The 15,843-nt window shown below is 47.5% G+C and carries 14 protein-coding genes; 7 read left to right on the forward strand and 7 right to left on the reverse strand.

Going from position 1 to position 15,843, the window contains the following annotated elements; translation table 11 throughout:
- Positions 1 to 61: 61 nt before the first annotated feature.
- Positions 62 to 1,297 (forward strand): geranylgeranyl reductase family protein, encoded by a 1,236-nt coding sequence (locus ACIDITHRIX25_RS85535; RefSeq protein WP_201733624.1) that lies wholly within the window; start codon positions 62 to 64, stop codon positions 1,295 to 1,297.
- 151 nt (positions 1,298 to 1,448) lie between these two features.
- Here ACIDITHRIX25_RS85535 and ACIDITHRIX25_RS85540 read toward each other — a convergent pair whose 3' ends face one another.
- Positions 1,449 to 1,997: a pyridoxamine 5'-phosphate oxidase family protein gene (locus ACIDITHRIX25_RS85540; RefSeq protein WP_201733625.1), complete on the reverse strand. Its 549-nt coding sequence runs from the start codon at positions 1,995 to 1,997 to the stop codon at positions 1,449 to 1,451.
- Between the two features lie 162 nt (positions 1,998 to 2,159).
- On the opposite strand from ACIDITHRIX25_RS85540, the gene ACIDITHRIX25_RS85545 reads away from it, so the two are divergent.
- The gene (locus ACIDITHRIX25_RS85545) at positions 2,160 to 2,732 is read left to right on the forward strand and encodes an NADPH-dependent FMN reductase (protein WP_201733626.1); all 573 of its coding nucleotides are present in this window, start codon (positions 2,160 to 2,162) and stop codon (positions 2,730 to 2,732) included.
- A 225-nt stretch (positions 2,733 to 2,957) separates the two neighbouring features.
- On the opposite strand, the gene def is transcribed toward ACIDITHRIX25_RS85545, so the two are convergent.
- The gene (def, locus tag ACIDITHRIX25_RS85550; protein ID WP_201733627.1) at positions 2,958 to 3,458 is read right to left on the reverse strand and encodes a peptide deformylase; all 501 of its coding nucleotides are present in this window, start codon (positions 3,456 to 3,458) and stop codon (positions 2,958 to 2,960) included.
- A 40-nt stretch (positions 3,459 to 3,498) separates the two neighbouring features.
- Entirely contained in the window at positions 3,499 to 4,074 is a 576-nt protein-coding gene (locus tag ACIDITHRIX25_RS85555; protein ID WP_052607206.1) for a glycine cleavage system transcriptional repressor, read from the reverse strand.
- Positions 4,075 to 4,112: 38 nt separating this feature from the next.
- On the opposite strand from ACIDITHRIX25_RS85555, the gene ACIDITHRIX25_RS85560 reads away from it, so the two are divergent.
- On the forward strand, positions 4,113 to 5,024 hold the full coding sequence (locus ACIDITHRIX25_RS85560) for a sulfurtransferase (protein WP_201733628.1): 912 nt from the start codon (positions 4,113 to 4,115) through the stop codon (positions 5,022 to 5,024).
- A gap of 224 nt (positions 5,025 to 5,248) precedes the next feature.
- Here the strand turns inward: ACIDITHRIX25_RS85560 and ACIDITHRIX25_RS85565 are convergent, their stop codons facing one another.
- Together ACIDITHRIX25_RS85565 and ACIDITHRIX25_RS85570 are read right to left on the reverse strand one after the other, a co-directional pair.
- The gene (locus ACIDITHRIX25_RS85565) at positions 5,249 to 7,270 is read right to left on the reverse strand and encodes an acetoacetate--CoA ligase (RefSeq protein ID WP_201733629.1); all 2,022 of its coding nucleotides are present in this window, start codon (positions 7,268 to 7,270) and stop codon (positions 5,249 to 5,251) included.
- Between the two features lie 161 nt (positions 7,271 to 7,431).
- A complete protein-coding gene (locus ACIDITHRIX25_RS85570; RefSeq protein ID WP_052606552.1) occupies positions 7,432 to 7,683 on the reverse strand; it encodes a hypothetical protein in 252 nt (83 codons plus the stop codon).
- 371 nt (positions 7,684 to 8,054) lie between these two features.
- Between ACIDITHRIX25_RS85570 and ACIDITHRIX25_RS85575 the strand changes: the two genes are divergently transcribed.
- From ACIDITHRIX25_RS85575 to ACIDITHRIX25_RS85585, 3 genes are all read left to right on the forward strand, one after another.
- Positions 8,055 to 8,774, forward strand: coding sequence for an SDR family NAD(P)-dependent oxidoreductase (locus ACIDITHRIX25_RS85575; RefSeq protein WP_201733630.1), 720 nt, complete (start codon positions 8,055 to 8,057; stop codon positions 8,772 to 8,774).
- 361 nt (positions 8,775 to 9,135) lie between these two features.
- A complete protein-coding gene (locus tag ACIDITHRIX25_RS85580; RefSeq protein ID WP_201733631.1) occupies positions 9,136 to 10,683 on the forward strand; it encodes a sulfatase-like hydrolase/transferase in 1,548 nt (515 codons plus the stop codon).
- Between the two features lie 277 nt (positions 10,684 to 10,960).
- Positions 10,961 to 11,473, forward strand: a complete 513-nt coding sequence (locus ACIDITHRIX25_RS85585; RefSeq protein ID WP_249685838.1) for a beta-class carbonic anhydrase — start codon at positions 10,961 to 10,963, stop codon at positions 11,471 to 11,473.
- A 128-nt stretch (positions 11,474 to 11,601) separates the two neighbouring features.
- Here the strand turns inward: ACIDITHRIX25_RS85585 and ACIDITHRIX25_RS85590 are convergent, their stop codons facing one another.
- Positions 11,602 to 12,681, reverse strand: coding sequence for a YeiH family protein (locus ACIDITHRIX25_RS85590; RefSeq protein ID WP_201733632.1), 1,080 nt, complete (start codon positions 12,679 to 12,681; stop codon positions 11,602 to 11,604).
- A 70-nt stretch (positions 12,682 to 12,751) separates the two neighbouring features.
- Between ACIDITHRIX25_RS85590 and ACIDITHRIX25_RS85595 the strand changes: the two genes are divergently transcribed.
- Positions 12,752 to 13,666 (forward strand): LysR family transcriptional regulator, encoded by a 915-nt coding sequence (locus tag ACIDITHRIX25_RS85595; protein WP_201733633.1) that lies wholly within the window; start codon positions 12,752 to 12,754, stop codon positions 13,664 to 13,666.
- Positions 13,667 to 13,981: 315 nt separating this feature from the next.
- Here ACIDITHRIX25_RS85595 and ACIDITHRIX25_RS85600 read toward each other — a convergent pair whose 3' ends face one another.
- On the reverse strand, positions 13,982 to 15,184 hold the full coding sequence (locus ACIDITHRIX25_RS85600; protein WP_201733634.1) for an alpha/beta fold hydrolase: 1,203 nt from the start codon (positions 15,182 to 15,184) through the stop codon (positions 13,982 to 13,984).
- Positions 15,185 to 15,843: the final 659 nt, after the last annotated feature.

Consider the following 15,843-nt stretch of genomic DNA (forward strand, 5'->3'; position numbering starts at 1 on the left):
TGATCCTATGTCCACTTTCCAATTTCAAAGATCATAATCAAAAAATACCCCAGGAGTAAATTTGAATCGATATGACGTCGCGGTGATCGGTGCGGGCCCGGGGGGATCCATAGCCGCAAGCCTTCTAGCATCGAGTGGCGCAAGGGTGGCATTAATCGACAAGTCCACCTTCCCCAGAGACAAAGCTTGCGGAGATTTGGTTGGACCGCGTGCCCTAGCCCTCTTAGCCGACCTAGGCATTGACCTACCTAGAAACCGAAGGGTCGTCTCAGATATGTTATTGGTTGGACCATCGGGACGACCACTGCGACTACCGGCGGAATCTGGAATTACCTATCCGGGAAGCGGTTGGCTAATCAAACGCCGCATCTTTGATGAGACACTTTATGAAAATGCAATCTCTGGTGGTTCATTGCCAATCAGCGCTAGAGTAAACAAAATCACAAGAGCCGATGGTGGCCGATATCAAATTTACATCGGGAATTCGGCTATCAGCGCAGACTTTGTTATAGGTGCAGATGGTGCAAATTCTTTAGTCGCCAAGGAGATGAACCTCTCAGATGAGGCAAGTGCCCTCTATGGCTTTGCCATTCGAGGATATCTAGAGGCTTCAGTCGACACTCCTGTTATCTCGCTCTTTGACGAAAAGTCGATAGGGGGAGAGTCAAATGTACTCTTCCCGGGCTATGGCTGGATCTTCTCCGACTGCGAAGGAATGGCAAATTGCGGAGTTGGCATGGGAGTTCTGGGCGATAAAAAAAACGCATCGATGGCCACTCGAGCGCTACTACCCTATCTCGAGCTCCTTAAACGACAAGGTTGGATAAAGTCATCTAAATTTGACCCCGCTACCAAGCTAGGTGGCTGGCTCAAGATGGGATACCATGGAATCATCCCAGCCAGAGAAAATGTCCTACTTATAGGCGACGCCGCAGGGCTGGTGAACCCCCTTCAGGGAGAGGGAATCTATGCAGCGATGGATTCAGGTATGCGAGCAGCTAGCGCAATCTCTTCAAATCCTGGAAATGCCGCACAAATCTACCGACAGGAGCTAGAGAAAAACCATGCAGTCTATTTGAAATCAGCCGCAGCAATACAGAGGTTGGCGCTAGCTCATCCCAAACTAGCCAAAAATGGAGCAAACCTTCTGACGAGCAAATGGATGCCTTCTACAGTCGGTTCAGCTTGGGGGATCTATTGGAACGACCTTATTGAAGGAGCTGGCCATATCAAGGGAATCAAACTAGCCAAATCAGTCGCCTTTGGAGTGAAACTCTTAGCAGGGATGACCCAGTAATCAATATCAACGACTCGACAATCAGCTCAATCAATTGAGAACTCCCCAAAAAACCCATGGATAGGGCCAAAAATCAACGACAATCAAAAAGGTGTCGCGCTTTTCTAGCGGTACTTTGGAAGGGTATCAATATTTGATCAAAATTCACTAATCATGAAAGCGGGTAAGCATTCAAGCCATCAATCGATAGTTGATTATGTTTGGCCTGGTATTCGAGAAGCTTCGAATCACCTTTACGATTCAACCACCCATCTAGATCCGATCTCTCTTGTAACTCAACTGCCACAGGTACGCCAAAACCGCAAGAGTTATCGAGCCGTTGGATCTCTACCACAATGACTCCGCGAACGCCTTTGTGTGGAGGGAAATGAGCGATCAGCTCTTCAAAATCGGGGGTCTGTGGTCGCACAACTCGACCACGGCCGTGAATTCGCAAAATATTAGGGTCACCCCCAAACGAACACCACATTAGCGTAATCCGCCCATTTTCACTTAGGTGGGCTGCTGTTTCTGCTCCAGATCCGGTCAGATCTAGATACGCGACGTGATGATCATCCAAGATCCTAAAGGTATTCGATATCCCTTTAGGGGAAAGATTGATATGTCCGTTGGGATCCAGCGGAGCGCTCGCCACGAAAAAGACGCTCGATCCCTCAATCATCGATCTTTCAAAGTCGCCAATCACGGTTGCATAAGCCATAATTACCATGTTAGCGATTAAACCCAATCTTTAATTTCGTATCGAACCTGAGAAAATCTCCAGACGGCCAAAGTAAAAACTACCAACTGGAAATAGAATCAATTTAAAACTAGTTGACTATGCAAGTAAAACCTTTACAGAAACTAAGCAGAACGGAAAGAGATGTCAAAGCCAAAAATTGTCGCCCTATCGGGATCTGCAGCCCAAAAAAGTTACAACAGCGCACTTTTGAGAGCGATAGGATCGCTCCTACCAGAAACGGTCGAATTCGAGCTCTTCGAAGATATCAAAGCATTGCCCTTTTACACCCCCGACCTCGACAACCAGAACGCTCCAGAAGTTGCATCGAGATTTCGCCAAACGATCAAAGAGGCAGACGCTATCATAATCGCAAGTCCAGAGTACAACTACTCATTCACTGGCCTAATCAAAAATGCATTGGATTGGGCATCGCGACCTTATGGCAAGCACGTCTTGATTGCAAAGCCGGTGGTTCTTGCTAGTGCTTCCACTGGCATTTTAGGTGGAGTAAGAGGTCAGCTTCACCTTCGAGAAGTTCTCCATGCAACGGGCTCGCTCGTTCTGTCACGTCCAGAGATCTTTGTCACATCGGCCGCACAAAAGTTCAACTCCAACTTAGAACTCACCGATGAATCGACTTGGACCATGCTCGAGCAGGCCGTTGAGGCACTAATAGTACATGCAGATCTTAAGGTTGAAGATAGTGCGGCTTAGTACTAATAAGGTACGGGGCGCCTTTGTGGCTTCCAAGCTCCATTAGGAAAATGCATATAGTGAATTCACTTGATTGAATGCGCTCATGTAGCATGCACTTGGTCAAAACTTGTTCTTCGAGACAATGATCGCTCTCGAAGAACAAATGCCTCTATGTTTATCATTTCATCTCCAAGAAGTAGATAGTTAGTTCGAGCCAATCTAGCAAAAAGCTGGATGGAGATCCTAGAGATAACGCTTTCTTGGATATAAATTATCAGGAGACATGATTCGGTCTAAAAAAACCATACCATTCAAGTGATCCACTTCATGCTGTATCGCCTGAGCTTCAAAGCCATCGGTTTCAATCTCAAAGATCTCCCCATTACAATTTTGAGCCCGAAGCGTAACGTTAGAAAAACGTTCAATTGCCCCGGTAAAATCAGCGACACTCATGCAACCTTCGCGCACTTTGATCGGCTTCGACTTTGCAGTTATCACCGGATTGATTGCCACGATCAGGCCGTTATAACTACGAGTTTTCTTGTGTCCCGCCACGTCGGCCACAAAGATCGCCAGGGGAACTCCTATTTGAACTGCAGCTAGACCTACACAACCCGGAGATACAGCCATCGTATCGCACATATCGCCGACCAACTTCGCAAGCTCTTCGTCAAAAAAATTAACTTCCAAAGCTTGACGAGAAAGTACTGGATGCGGAACGCTTACGACCTCTCTAATAGCCATGAAATCCCGACTTTGACAATTAAAAAACCCAAAACCTTCCTTAGATGGTGTCTGGCTCGATAAGTTCCGCACTCAAGTGCACAGTGAGCCTCAAAGCGACTTCGATCAAATCAGCCCGAATTCTCTCAAAACTTACAGAGGAATCGAGATCAACAAGAATAATCATCACGTAATTGGAAGATGGAAATGGAGTCGTCGAATGAGTCTTCAGTTCAACGATGTTAGCTTTATAGTTGAACAAGACTTCAGAAATTCCTGCAACGATTCCCGGACGATCACCGCCAATGACTCTAATGGCGACCCGGGATACGTCCTTGAGGTCAATCCAATCCTTAATCTCGATCTGATTTACAAAAAGTGCTAAGCCTAAATCAGCTAGATTCTCATTGAGCTCTTTATTCAACTGATCCGAATTGGAAAGACCTTCAACTTCAAATGAAAGCATTATCGCAAATTGGCCCTCCAAATCCGTCATCGTAGAGTCGGTAAGGTTTGCGCCCAACCGAGCCAACTCCTTTGTCAACCGATATACAATTCCTGGCCTATCAGAGCCGAACGCAGTTAGAATAAAGCGATTCACGCTAATAAAGGATAGTTGTATAAGGGAAATACCCAACGAGCTATCCCTAACTATCACATTGCGGGGGGGGTTATATGCAAAATAATCTAGAAACACTGATAGATTCCAACGCACTAGTTGAGCTAATCCATACAAACACAGTAAATGTAATCGATGCTCGATGGTATCTAGATGGTCGAAATGGGTACGATGCATATCTCAAAGGCCATATACCAGGGTCAATCTTTATCGATATTGATGCGGTAGCAAGCGACCACCGGGTAAGCAATCATGGACGACATCCGCTTCCTGACTCAAACGCCTTTCAGCTAGCCTTAAAAACCTGCGGAATCGATCTTTCCAAACCAACTGTCATCTATGACGACTGCGGAGGTGTTATCGCAGCGCGAATATGGTGGATGAACCGTCGCCTTGGTCTAAAAGCCGCAGTTCTAAACGGTGGAATTGCGGCATGGGATGGCCCGCTCGAAACAGGGTCAACCAGAATCTCACAATTTAATGGATACGATACGCCTCTCGCTGAAAATAACCTTGGCGGATGGGGTCCTGGGGTCTGCGATACACAATACGTCAAAACTTCCATCGAAAAAAGCTCAGCGATAGTTCTAGATGCACGGGACGAGAGTCGATACCGAGGTGACAGCGATCCAGTCGATCCTCGCCCCGGGCACATCCCTGGTGCAATTTCACTTCCAACGAGATCGCTGCTTGATCATAACTCATATTTTCCTGAGGTCGAACAACTCCGAAAGACCCTAATGGACCGAGTCGGATTCGAACCAAAATCAGGAAAAGAGATAATCGGAAGTTGCGGATCTGGAATTACAGCTTGCCATCTTGCATTGGCATTCAAATATGCATTCTCGATCGAGATCGAAATCTATGAAGGTTCCTTCTCGGCCTGGTCTAGGGAGACGTCGCTTCCAGTTGCCACCGGGACTGCACCAGGGAGCCTAAACACTCCAAATAGATTTCCCCTTGGCTAATTTTTGGGTTGACCCTCAAATAAGCAAGGCAGAGGCAGATTGAGGATTGCACCGTCAATCAAACTCCATTGACAATACATAGCAATATTTTGTTCCTTTTCCATAGCCAAAGCAGTCTCTCCTTGGCCTTCTCCTCTCATAAAATTCAGCATGAAATTCAGGAAGCGCAATCCAAGGACCAGATCCGGGAAATCGAGGCTTGGGTTTAAATATTCACTGATCAGCTAGAGACGATCCTTGAGGTCTTGGTATTCAAGGATCAGATCCGGATTCGCCATGGAACCTCGCGACGCGACTTTATCTATCTCCTCACCTAGGAGCAAACGCCTAATCGGCACCTCCATCTTCTTACCATTTAACGTTCGTGGAATTGCTGAAACCTCTACGATAAGATCAGGCACATGCCTCGGGGACAATTCTTCACGAATACGAGTGCGAATTTCAGATCTCAACCCATCCGTAAAGACGCCACCAGCCTCAATGACGACCAGCAATACCAATTTCCCGTCATTCCCCAATCTCGAGGTATCAATTATCATGGAGTCCACAATCATAGGAATCATCTCAATCACACGATAAAAATCAGCGGTACCCATACGAACACCACCTCGATTCAAGGTAGAGTCGCTCCTGCCATAGATTACAAACGAACCATCACTGCGCTCTTTCACCCAATCACCGTGGCGCCACATATTTGGATAGGTAGAAAAATATGCGTCATGAAGCTTTTCACCCGAAGGATCATTCAAGAAATAGATCGGCATGGAAGGCATTGGGTCTACAATTACCAATTCGCCTACCTCGTCCACTACGCCCTGCCCCTCACTATTTGCCGCGATAACAAATGCACCCAGGCCAGCCACATTCAACACGCCGGCTTTGGTATCATGAAACGGAGTGGAAAGTAAAAAGGCGGTACACAAATCAGTCCCACCGCTTACGGATGCTACGGCAACTCCATCTGCAACGTTCTCATAGATCCAAGAGAATCCCTCGGGAGAAAGCGGTGCACCTGTTGAACCTATCGTACGAAGGCCTCGCAAGTCATATCTTTGTTTTGGAGTGATATTGGCCTTCTGACACGAGGTTATAAAAGGTGCGCTAACCCCAAGAAAGGTCACCTTCTTAGAAGCCGCAATATCAAAAAGACGATATAAGTCCTTGTATCCTGGCGATCCATCAAACAAAAGGATTCCAGATCCAACTAAAAGGCCAGAAATCAAAAAGTTCCACATCATCCAGCCAGTGGTTGTGAACCAAAAAAAGAGATCACCATCTCGAATGTCACAATGCAACGACAACGCCTTAGTGTGCTCTAAGAAGATTCCACCGTGGCTATGCACTATCGCCTTTGGCATTCCAGTCGTACCCGACGAATAGAGAGCCCACAAGGGGTGATTAAAGTCGAGATCTTCAAATTGCGGTCGATCTAAACCCTCTATTGGCTCCATGAACTCAGCAGTAGCAAACACCCCAAACCTATCCTCAACAAACGACTCTGTATGATCCACAATCAGAAGCTCAAGATTGGCGCCCAAAGCGCCGCAAATATCTCGCACCTCTGAGCTTCGGTCAAAGACCTTTCCCCCATAGGAGTAGCTGCTTACGGCAACAAGTACCTTTGGCTTTAGCTGAATGAAACGATCCGCAACAGCCGAAGATCCAAAGTCTGGCGAGCACGAAGACCAAATTGCCCCGATAGATGCAGCGGCCAAAAAGGCCACCAACGCCTCGAGCGAATTGGGAAGATACCCCACAACTCCATCTCCTGCGCGTACTCCGCGATCTCTTAGTCTCTTGGAAAATGCGGCTACGAGTGCGTTCAACTCCCTAAAAGTTACCTTTGCCTCGTTCAGCTCCGACACAACCACAATCGCAATCGCATCATCACACCGCGCAAGTGAATAACTGGCATAATTACACCGCTGGCCCTTGAAGAACCCGCTGGCTGGTTGATCTCTGGAGTCTAAAACCAAGGTAGGATCAAACCCTATATTGGATATGCCAGATCTTCCAAGATCGCTTTGGCCGAATGCCGGATCTATGAACGCCCACCATAAGGTCCAAAAACGTTCCAAGTTCTCAACGGAAAACTTCCACAGCTGATCGTAATTTTCAAATTGGCTTCCAATATTGCGGTTAAGCCAGTCCATAAAAACAGCCAAGTTGGACGATTTTGCTATGGCTTGATCAAACCTAGCAAGAACTTCACCTTCAGAAACCATCGCTTTAGCCTTATCAGTCAACTTCGACCACTCCAATTATCCACAAAACTGCCAATCACTGGAATTAGTCAACACCCATTGTTGCCAAATGTCAATGCGAATGACATGCTTTGCTATTGACAAAAAAAGACCAAGACCACATTTCACAATGTGACGTGCGCTATGTTAGGCTGCAAATGCCACTATTCGTCTTCTTTAATGTGTGGTTCTAGCAAGGTAAGATCCCCTTGGGCTTTTTTTAGCGCCCGAAGGACTTTGGATAGAATTCTCTCGATTGCTAGGGCCTCACTGGTGAATTTTGGATCAACTCCAATCAGGCGGGCATAACCTAGCTCTTCGACTTCTTCAATCAATCTCTCGACTCGGCTTTGAAGTCCATTAACATCTTCACGCGAGATCATCCCGGGAACCTCCAGAAAAAAAGAGTAGTTCAATACCTTCGACCCATCAAATAAATCTTGCTAAGTCGCAGCTGTCTTCATGTAAGACAATAACCGCCAGCCCAATAGTCGATGACGACTTTCTCCACGTGTTCACAGAAGGGCCCCAAGATCAAATAGACAAGGTCCAAATTTTAAAAACAGATCCTTCCTGCAAGACGAGGTCACACAATAAACCCTGACCACCTAAGTTCCAGCCCCATTACAGGTCCAAATCATCGGGTGGTGGTTTGCCCTTGACCCATAGATCCTGCCAGATTCTACAAACGAACAAATAACCTAATATTTGTTATTCAAAGCAAACAGCTTTGGTCGCTAAATTGATAAGTTTTAATTTCAAATTAGACAAGGAAGAAGGGCATGCTTTGAAAACTGCATTGGTTACAGGTGGAACATCTGGAATAGGATTGGCCACCGTAGAGGCGCTTGTGGCAAAGGGATATACGGTCTATGTAACCTCGGTCAGAAGCGCCCAGGCTGGACTCGAAATGGAAGAGTCCTCAAACGGGGCGATTCGCTATGTTCAAACTGACGTAACAGATAAAGAGCACCGAAATAACCTCTATGAAGTTATAAAAAACGAAGTCAGTGGCCTTGATGTACTTGTAAATAATGCTGGGTACACCAAGGTGATTCCACATAGAGACCTCGAAGGAGCAAGTGACGACGTATGGGCGAAAATACTCGACACCAACCTCATGGGCACGTGGTGGATGTGCAAAGAGTTCTATCCCCTCTTAGGAGCAAATGGAGGATGTATCATCAATGTCACTTCGATCGCAGGGATAAGGCCTACGGGTTCATCGATACCATATGCCGTCTCTAAGGCGGCAATTAACCATCTCACAACACTGCTAGCTGCATCGTTTGAAAATGGGGTAAGAGTAAATGCAGTCGCGCCCGGATTGATCGATACTCCATGGACCAAGGACTGGGAGCAAATTCGTGAGCATGTAGGCAAAACCGCACCGCTAAAACGCTCAGGACAGCCCAAAGATGTCGCAACGGTTATCTGCTCTATCATCGACGCCACCTATATGACCGGTCAAGTAATCACTGTAGATGGCGGGCTTACACTAAAGTAACCTCCGATAGAGATCTTTCGAGTCGGCCAAAGTGTTCCTATCGAAATCTAAAAAGACTGGAAGGCTCCAACTCTTTAGGTCATAAGTCACCAAATTTGTTAATAAATCCAGCCATAGAGGCAGGTGGGCTTCCAAATGCGAAGCTCGCAAGTGCCACACGGATAAATCAAACGGATAAAGACGCTGGGAGAAGCTTGTACATTTGCAATTCAGGCAGAGGCAACACCAAATATGACGAAATGAGACCATGGCATCGAGCTCCTTGGAAAAAGCACCTGTGTAGTTTCAAACTCTAGCTTCGATTCGAGACTCTCAAAAAACCATTCTTTTAATCAATCTGACCCTTCAAGGAGGACGGCACTTGGAACCCACCCGAAATGTACTTTTTATAACCCTAGATCAATGGCGTGGTGACGGAATCTCCCTCCTTGGTCACCCGGTTCTTCAGACCAAAACCCTAGACCAATTGGCTAGGCGAGGAACGATATTCAAAAACCATTGGGCAAACGCGGCCCCTTGTGGACCGTCACGCGCCTGTCTGTATACAGGGACTTATCTTCATAGAAATCGATCAGTCCTAAATGGAACTCCCCTATCACAAAGATTCACCAACATCGCGCTCCTTGCCCGGGATGCAGGATATGATCCCGTTCTCTTTGGTTATACCGACACAAGCATCGATCCGTCAACTGTCCCAAAAAATGACCCGGCACTCTATTCATACGAAGGCATTCTTCCCGGCTTTCGTCCAATTGTTCACGATCCATTTGAAGCTAAGAGTCCAATGTGGGCAAAGTGGCTCGCCAAAAAAGGCATAGACGTCCCCTCGAACCCTCACGATCTTTACCTACCCGACACGACATTTCCCGGCGCCACAACCCACGGATCAACATGGGCCCCAACCCGCTTTTCGTCCGAAAACTCTGAGACCTCCTTCATGGTGGAACAGATCACGCACTACCTAGACCAAAATGGCGACAAACCCTTCTTTATCCACGCCTCATTCATAAGACCGCATCCACCGCGTCGAAATCCACCTGGCTATCACGACCTATACGACGCGAACGATGTAGATGACCCAAAAGGAGCACAGACCAAGGAACAAGAGGCAGCTATTCATCCTCTAGCTGCTATCGCGACGCAATTGCCCAGGGTAGGCGCGCCTAATGATGAAGGTGAAAAACGCCAGATGCGCGCAACTTACTACGGGGCTCAGCACGAAGTTGATGACAAACTGGAGATCCTATTCAGCTATCTACGCGACAGTGGCCTCTTCGAATCAACCCTTATCGTCCTCACTAGCGACCATGGAGAGATGGGAGGAGATCATTGGCTCTTTGAAAAACTTGGCTACTGGGATGAAAGTTACCATATTCCACTCATAATCTTCGACCCGTATACAACGACTTCCAACAATACCGTGGAGCACTTTACAGAATCCGTAGATATTGTTCCCACGATCTGCGAATGGCTCGGGATAGAAAAGCCCCTACAGTGTGATGGCTTTTCCCTAACGCAATTTATAAATGGCCAAGGGGCTCCATCGCATTGGCGAAGTGAGGCCCATTTTGAGTGGGATTTTAGGTCTCCTTCTACCAAGTGGGCAGAGTCGATCCTTCAGATACCAATGGCACATTGTGGCTTGAATGTCATTCGATCCGCTACGACCAAGTACGTAGCATTCGGCACCGACCAGGATAAACTTCCTCCGCTTATCTTCGATTTGCAAGAGGATCCAAACCAAATCTACGATTTAGTTGCAAACCACTCGAGCGACGCAGCATCAATAGGGTGGGAGTACTCAAACAAGGCACTGCAATGGAGGATGAGAAACGACGAGCGACTAAACAGCGGCCAGTTTCTCTCTCCATCTGAAGGACTAATCGAAGAACGCGATGCGTGGTGGTGAGAATGAGAGAATCAAGGATAAGACCAGGAATACGTTGACCATTTGGAGACCCATGCAAACCCCAGCAAAATAGGCTTGCGAATCGCTTCGCAAAGGACACACCTAGAGGTAGATAACTGACCTTCCAAAGAAACCAATTGAGGCAAGTGCACGTGAATCTATTGATATCGAAATACCCAATAACAAATAAATCGAGGCAACATCTGAAGATATCAACCCAACTCGGCCAAGATTGCAAATCTTTATGAAAGCGCCTGAACGACCTCATGGGGGAAAGATGGATCCAACCGAGATCATAAAAATTGTCACAGCGGCAGAAAAATACACCGAATCACAGAGCGTCAAACCACATGTAGATGTACATCCTGCCATGAAGCTGACTATCGTATCGTGCATGGACTCTCGTCTTGATCTCTTTGGGATATTGGGGCTCGATATCGGAGACGCCCATATCGTTAGAAACGCGGGTGGCATTGTTACCGACGATGTAATTCGCTCCCTCGCCGTATCACAAAGGTCGCTCGGAACAAATATGATAGTTCTAATTCACCACACAGATTGCGGTCTAGAAAAGATTTCAGACGACGACTTTAAATTTCAGATTGAACGAGAGATCGGCATTCGCCCATCTTGGGCAGTCGAAGCATTCAGAGATCCCTACGACGACGTACGTCAGTCGATCGCTCGTTTGGCAGCGTCTCCATTTGTAACTCACAAACAAAACATCTTCGGTTTTGTCTATGAAGTCGACAAGCATCAACTCGTTCGAGTAGATCCATACCCAAGTTGACACCTTTAGATTATGATTTGGAGACCAAAGGCTACCATTTTTACAGGTAGCTCTCCTTGGTCTCCAAATCTATGAAGTCGCACTGGATACTCCTTGGGACTTCTATCGCTCTCCGGCAAAGAATAGCCCTACTTGATATGCAAAAATGTCTGCAAGGATAAGCTCGTAGCAGCCACCAATACCCAAAGAATGGCACCCATTGCTAAAGGCTTGAAACCTGCACGCCTAATCTGATCAAAACGGATGGAAAGCCCAATGGCAGCCAACGCTGCGGTAATCATCACAGTCGCGACGGTAGAGACATGAACTCGTACAAAGGTTGGCACGATTCCAATAGAACTTACCACTACTGCCAATAGGAAAAAGAGTATAAAGGGAGGGAATCCCTTACGTATTTGACGAGAAAAGACTGCGAGTGATGACGAAGCAGGATCCTCATGTCGACGCTGTCGAATGAGTGCAGTTCCAACCGTCAAAGGCACGATAGCCAGTGTTCGAGTCAACTTCACAATGACTGCGTATCCAACTGAAGCTCCGGAGAAAACCGTGGCTGCCGCTACGACAGACGACATATCATTTACCGCAGTGCCGGCAAAAAGACCAAAAGAGCGTGAACTCATGCCAATCAAGTGGCCCAATAGAGGAAATGTCAGGACAGCAGCCACGTTAAAGGTGAAGATAGTCGCTATCGAATAGGCAATTTCAGATTCAGTCGCCGCGATGGTTGCGCTCATGGCTGCAATGGCAGAGGCTCCACAAATTCCAGTCCCGACTGAGACCAAAAGTGAGATATCGGGTTCTATCTTAAGTAACCGTCCAACTAAAAAACCCCCACCGATAGCAGCCAATAGCGTTCCCGCCAAGACAGGAAGCGAAGATGCCCCAACTCTCAACACCTGTGAGAGTGAGAGGCCGAGCCCTAGAAGGACTACCGAAGCTTGTAGGATTCCGCGGGAGGTAAAGCGGACCCCCGGTGCAAAAGAAGACGGTAACTTGATAAAGATCGTCGATATCGCACCAATAAGTATTGCAAAGACGGGCGAGCCGACTATTGGGAACAAATGTCCCAGGTAGGTAGCAATCGCAGTTATCACAGCTGCTACCCCAACTCCTGGGATCAAGGTCATTAGATGCGAAGGAGAAAATCGATTTTGAACAACATCTCCATCGGCTTGTTCAGTATCTGGTGGCGTTATATTTGGGTCCATATAAAAGACGATATGGCTCGCGTACCCGAGGCTATGACCCGCCTACATTATGGTATTATAAGTAGTTCTTATGCCATTATCTGAACCAATTCCAGACGCTCTATCACTTGACCTTCTAAAGAGCGTTGCAGGCCTTGGCTCGATCACCGAAGCCGCGATAGCCCATAGGATCAGCCAACCGGCTGCGAGCATGAGACTTAAAGAACTCGAGAGAACTCTAGGGCTGACCCTCATCGATCGCTCGAGCGGAAGAGCTCAGTTGACCGCTAATGGTTTGGCAGTAGTGGAATGGGCGGAAGTGGTACTAGTTGCAATAGCCAACCTTCAGATTGGATCGACAGCGCTTCGCAAAGGCAAAACCTCGCACCTAGCAGTCGGTGCTAGCATGACCGTAGCCGAATACCTAGTGCCCAAATGGCTCGTGGCCCTCCACGACCACGATCCGGCTCTAACAGTAGCCATAACAATGGGCAATTCTTCCGAAGTCATACGTCTGCTCGCCAACGGTAGCGTAAATCTAGCTTTCGTCGAGGGTATTGATTATCCAAAAGATCTTCAGTGCCAAATCGTTTACCACGATCGTCTAGTAGTTGTCGTTGCGCCAAACCACCCCTGGGCAAAACAAAACCGGATAGTTTCGATCGATCAACTCGCAAAGACACCTCTCGTCCTTCGTGAAACTGGTTCAGGAACCCGTGAAGTACTCGAGGAATCCCTCAAACCCCATGGATCCCTAGTTACTCCAGTCGCTGAACTCTCCTCCACCACGGCTATCAAATCAGCCATTGAAGGCAGACTCGGCCCAGCTGTAATTAGTTGGTTAGCAGTCCACGATGATATCGAACGTGGAAAAATGGTCGAAGTTCAAATCGAAGGCCTCTCGCTATCTCGAGAAATTAGGGCCATTTGGAGAAACGAATCCGACCTAGACGAACCAACTCTGAAGTTCCTAAAGATCGCCAAAGAATCCAAGTCTGCCTTGTAGGCGAACAGTTACGCCCCGGTGGTAAAGGTGGGTGATTTAGTCCCATTGTCGTCATGGCACCTCAAATGACACAAGGTATGACCTTCGACAAAGGAGTGGACTTTGACTTTAATTCGAAGAATGCTTTGAGGGCGCCGCTTTTACTCAAAGCAGCTCCCTCAAAAAAATCGATTAGTCAAAAGGAATTGCCACAAAAAAACCCTAACTATAAATTGGCTATTCCATCTCGAAACCTCGCCGTCACAACCCTCCTTTTGCAAGAAAACCCCTTGCAAAGCATCAAGATCCGACCTTTTATTGGCGAGATCTCAAAGACTATTGCCTATCCAAAAAGGATCTGACTGCAAAATTCCACGCCTGGGGATCTTCAAAATATGGAGAGTGGCCACAGCCGGTAATCTCCGTAATGCGGGCATCGGGAAGAAGATCGGTAAGAGCCCGAATCGATCTAGGAGGAAAGAGAGGATCTCTATCTCCAACGAGACATAAGATCGCCATGGTGAGTGAGTCCGCATCTTCCTTTGAATGAGTATGTGCAAGCAAACGCGGGATCATGACCTGACCGTCGACACTTCCCATTGCGGATAGGCACTGATAGAGGTGTGCTCGATCTGGAAACCTTTGCGTAAACGAAAGAGACAGGGCTGGGTGACCACCAAGATGATCGGTGGACTGGATCTCAAAACCCTTCGAGGATGCGACAGCCGCTTGAATTTCAGGGGTTATAAAACCACCTAGTGTATCCGCTAAGACCAACCGGCGAAATAAAGATGGCTCCATTAGTGCAGCTCCAACGACGCTCCATCCTCCCATGGATTGTCCGACGAAGTCTGCCTTGCCAATAGACAGCTCCTTTACCAACGCCAAAAGATCTCGTGCCGCCACTTCTGGTCCAGACAATCCCGCACGATCGCTGGAGCGCCCATACCCCCTATGGTCCCAAGTTACGACCATACGATCACGAGCGAACTCAGCCACCTGCTGATACCATGAAGCGTGATTTCCTCCCGCACCATGGCTCAAGATTAACGGCACTCCACCTTCACCAATAACTTCATAATAGAGGGACTCGCCTTCATTGTCGAAAAAACCCGTCCTGCGTGGAATATCTTTCGCTCTCCAGACCCTCTCAGGACGATGACGCCTTGCCACACATTCGATCTCCACCGCGGCGCCCAACGCTAAGACGACCCCGCCGATTGTTATCCGAGCTGGTGGCTCCTGGTCAAAGAAGCTGGCATAGGAACGATTCATGGCATCAAAGTTAGCCATATCCGCAACGAAGACGCTCACCTTCAATACGTCGTTCCAGGACGATCCGACCTCGTTTAAGATCCGTTCGATATTCCCCAGACATTGGATCGTCTGTGGTCCGATCCCACCATCAACTAGTCCTAAATCTTCAGAGGTTCCCAATGTGCCCGATACAAAGATCAAATCATCACTCATAGCGGCGTGAGAGAACTCTCGAAGACGCCCTAGCCCTGCCACAGAATATCGATCTAATTGCGAAGTCATATCCTACCCATCGTTCAAGCTTCCTAGATAATGCGACTATAGACGATAAAAAGCGAACGGACCATCTGGTAATTGCCACATCTGGTGCAAGCTCGCCTAAAAAACCAAAGAAAACTACACCAATTAATCCAGAGCAATATCCAAAACACCCACATGATCGCTTGATTGGATCAATGATTACTTCGTCTTTCGACCAATCAACCACGGTCAGTCAGTTCTAGAGAGTCGATGGTCGTCATGGTAGGCAGCTCTTTCAGCGTCATCCTAAGGCTTTAGATCTTCTAAAAACGAAGATTCAAACATTACCTTTGGACAGGGAGATTCGGGGCACAAATCTACAAATCCGTGACAAGTAGAAACACTAATCAAAAAAGCTATGCCCTTTGTTGTGCACGAGCCTGAACCGTTAGGCATTTTCAATCGAGGAAGTCAACTCGGTGCTCTCAGTCGCGCCTTTATGTCATCGATAATAAGGGCTTAATACGGTTCGAAAGGGGGCCGATTTGAAGGGGGCCGGGTCTCGGGTGGCTTTGGCAAATGGCATCTAGCGTCACTTGGGATTTACGAGTGCCTTGGAGAAAAAGGATCCTTTACGTGAGGTCACTTAGGCTATGAGCTCGTGCAGCCACAACAGACTTGGGAATTCGCCAGCATCGATC

It is taken from the genome of Acidithrix sp. C25, assembly GCF_904848545.2.

Excerpts from the sequence above, each read along its gene's own strand:
- ACIDITHRIX25_RS85540 (WP_201733625.1), bottom strand. The coding sequence starts at position 1,997 with ATGGCTTATGCAACCGTGATTGGCGACTTTGAAAGATCGATGATTGAG.
- ACIDITHRIX25_RS85545 (WP_201733626.1), top strand. The coding sequence starts at position 2,160 with ATGTCAAAGCCAAAAATTGTCGCCCTATCGGGATCTGCAGCCCAAAAA.
- def (WP_201733627.1), bottom strand. The coding sequence starts at position 3,458 with ATGGCTATTAGAGAGGTCGTAAGCGTTCCGCATCCAGTACTTTCTCGT.
- ACIDITHRIX25_RS85560 (WP_201733628.1), top strand. The coding sequence starts at position 4,113 with ATGCAAAATAATCTAGAAACACTGATAGATTCCAACGCACTAGTTGAG.
- ACIDITHRIX25_RS85585 (WP_249685838.1), top strand. The coding sequence starts at position 10,961 with ATGGATCCAACCGAGATCATAAAAATTGTCACAGCGGCAGAAAAATAC.
- ACIDITHRIX25_RS85590 (WP_201733632.1), bottom strand. The coding sequence starts at position 12,681 with ATGGACCCAAATATAACGCCACCAGATACTGAACAAGCCGATGGAGAT.
- ACIDITHRIX25_RS85595 (WP_201733633.1), top strand. The coding sequence starts at position 12,752 with ATGCCATTATCTGAACCAATTCCAGACGCTCTATCACTTGACCTTCTA.
- ACIDITHRIX25_RS85600 (WP_201733634.1), bottom strand. The coding sequence starts at position 15,184 with ATGACTTCGCAATTAGATCGATATTCTGTGGCAGGGCTAGGGCGTCTT.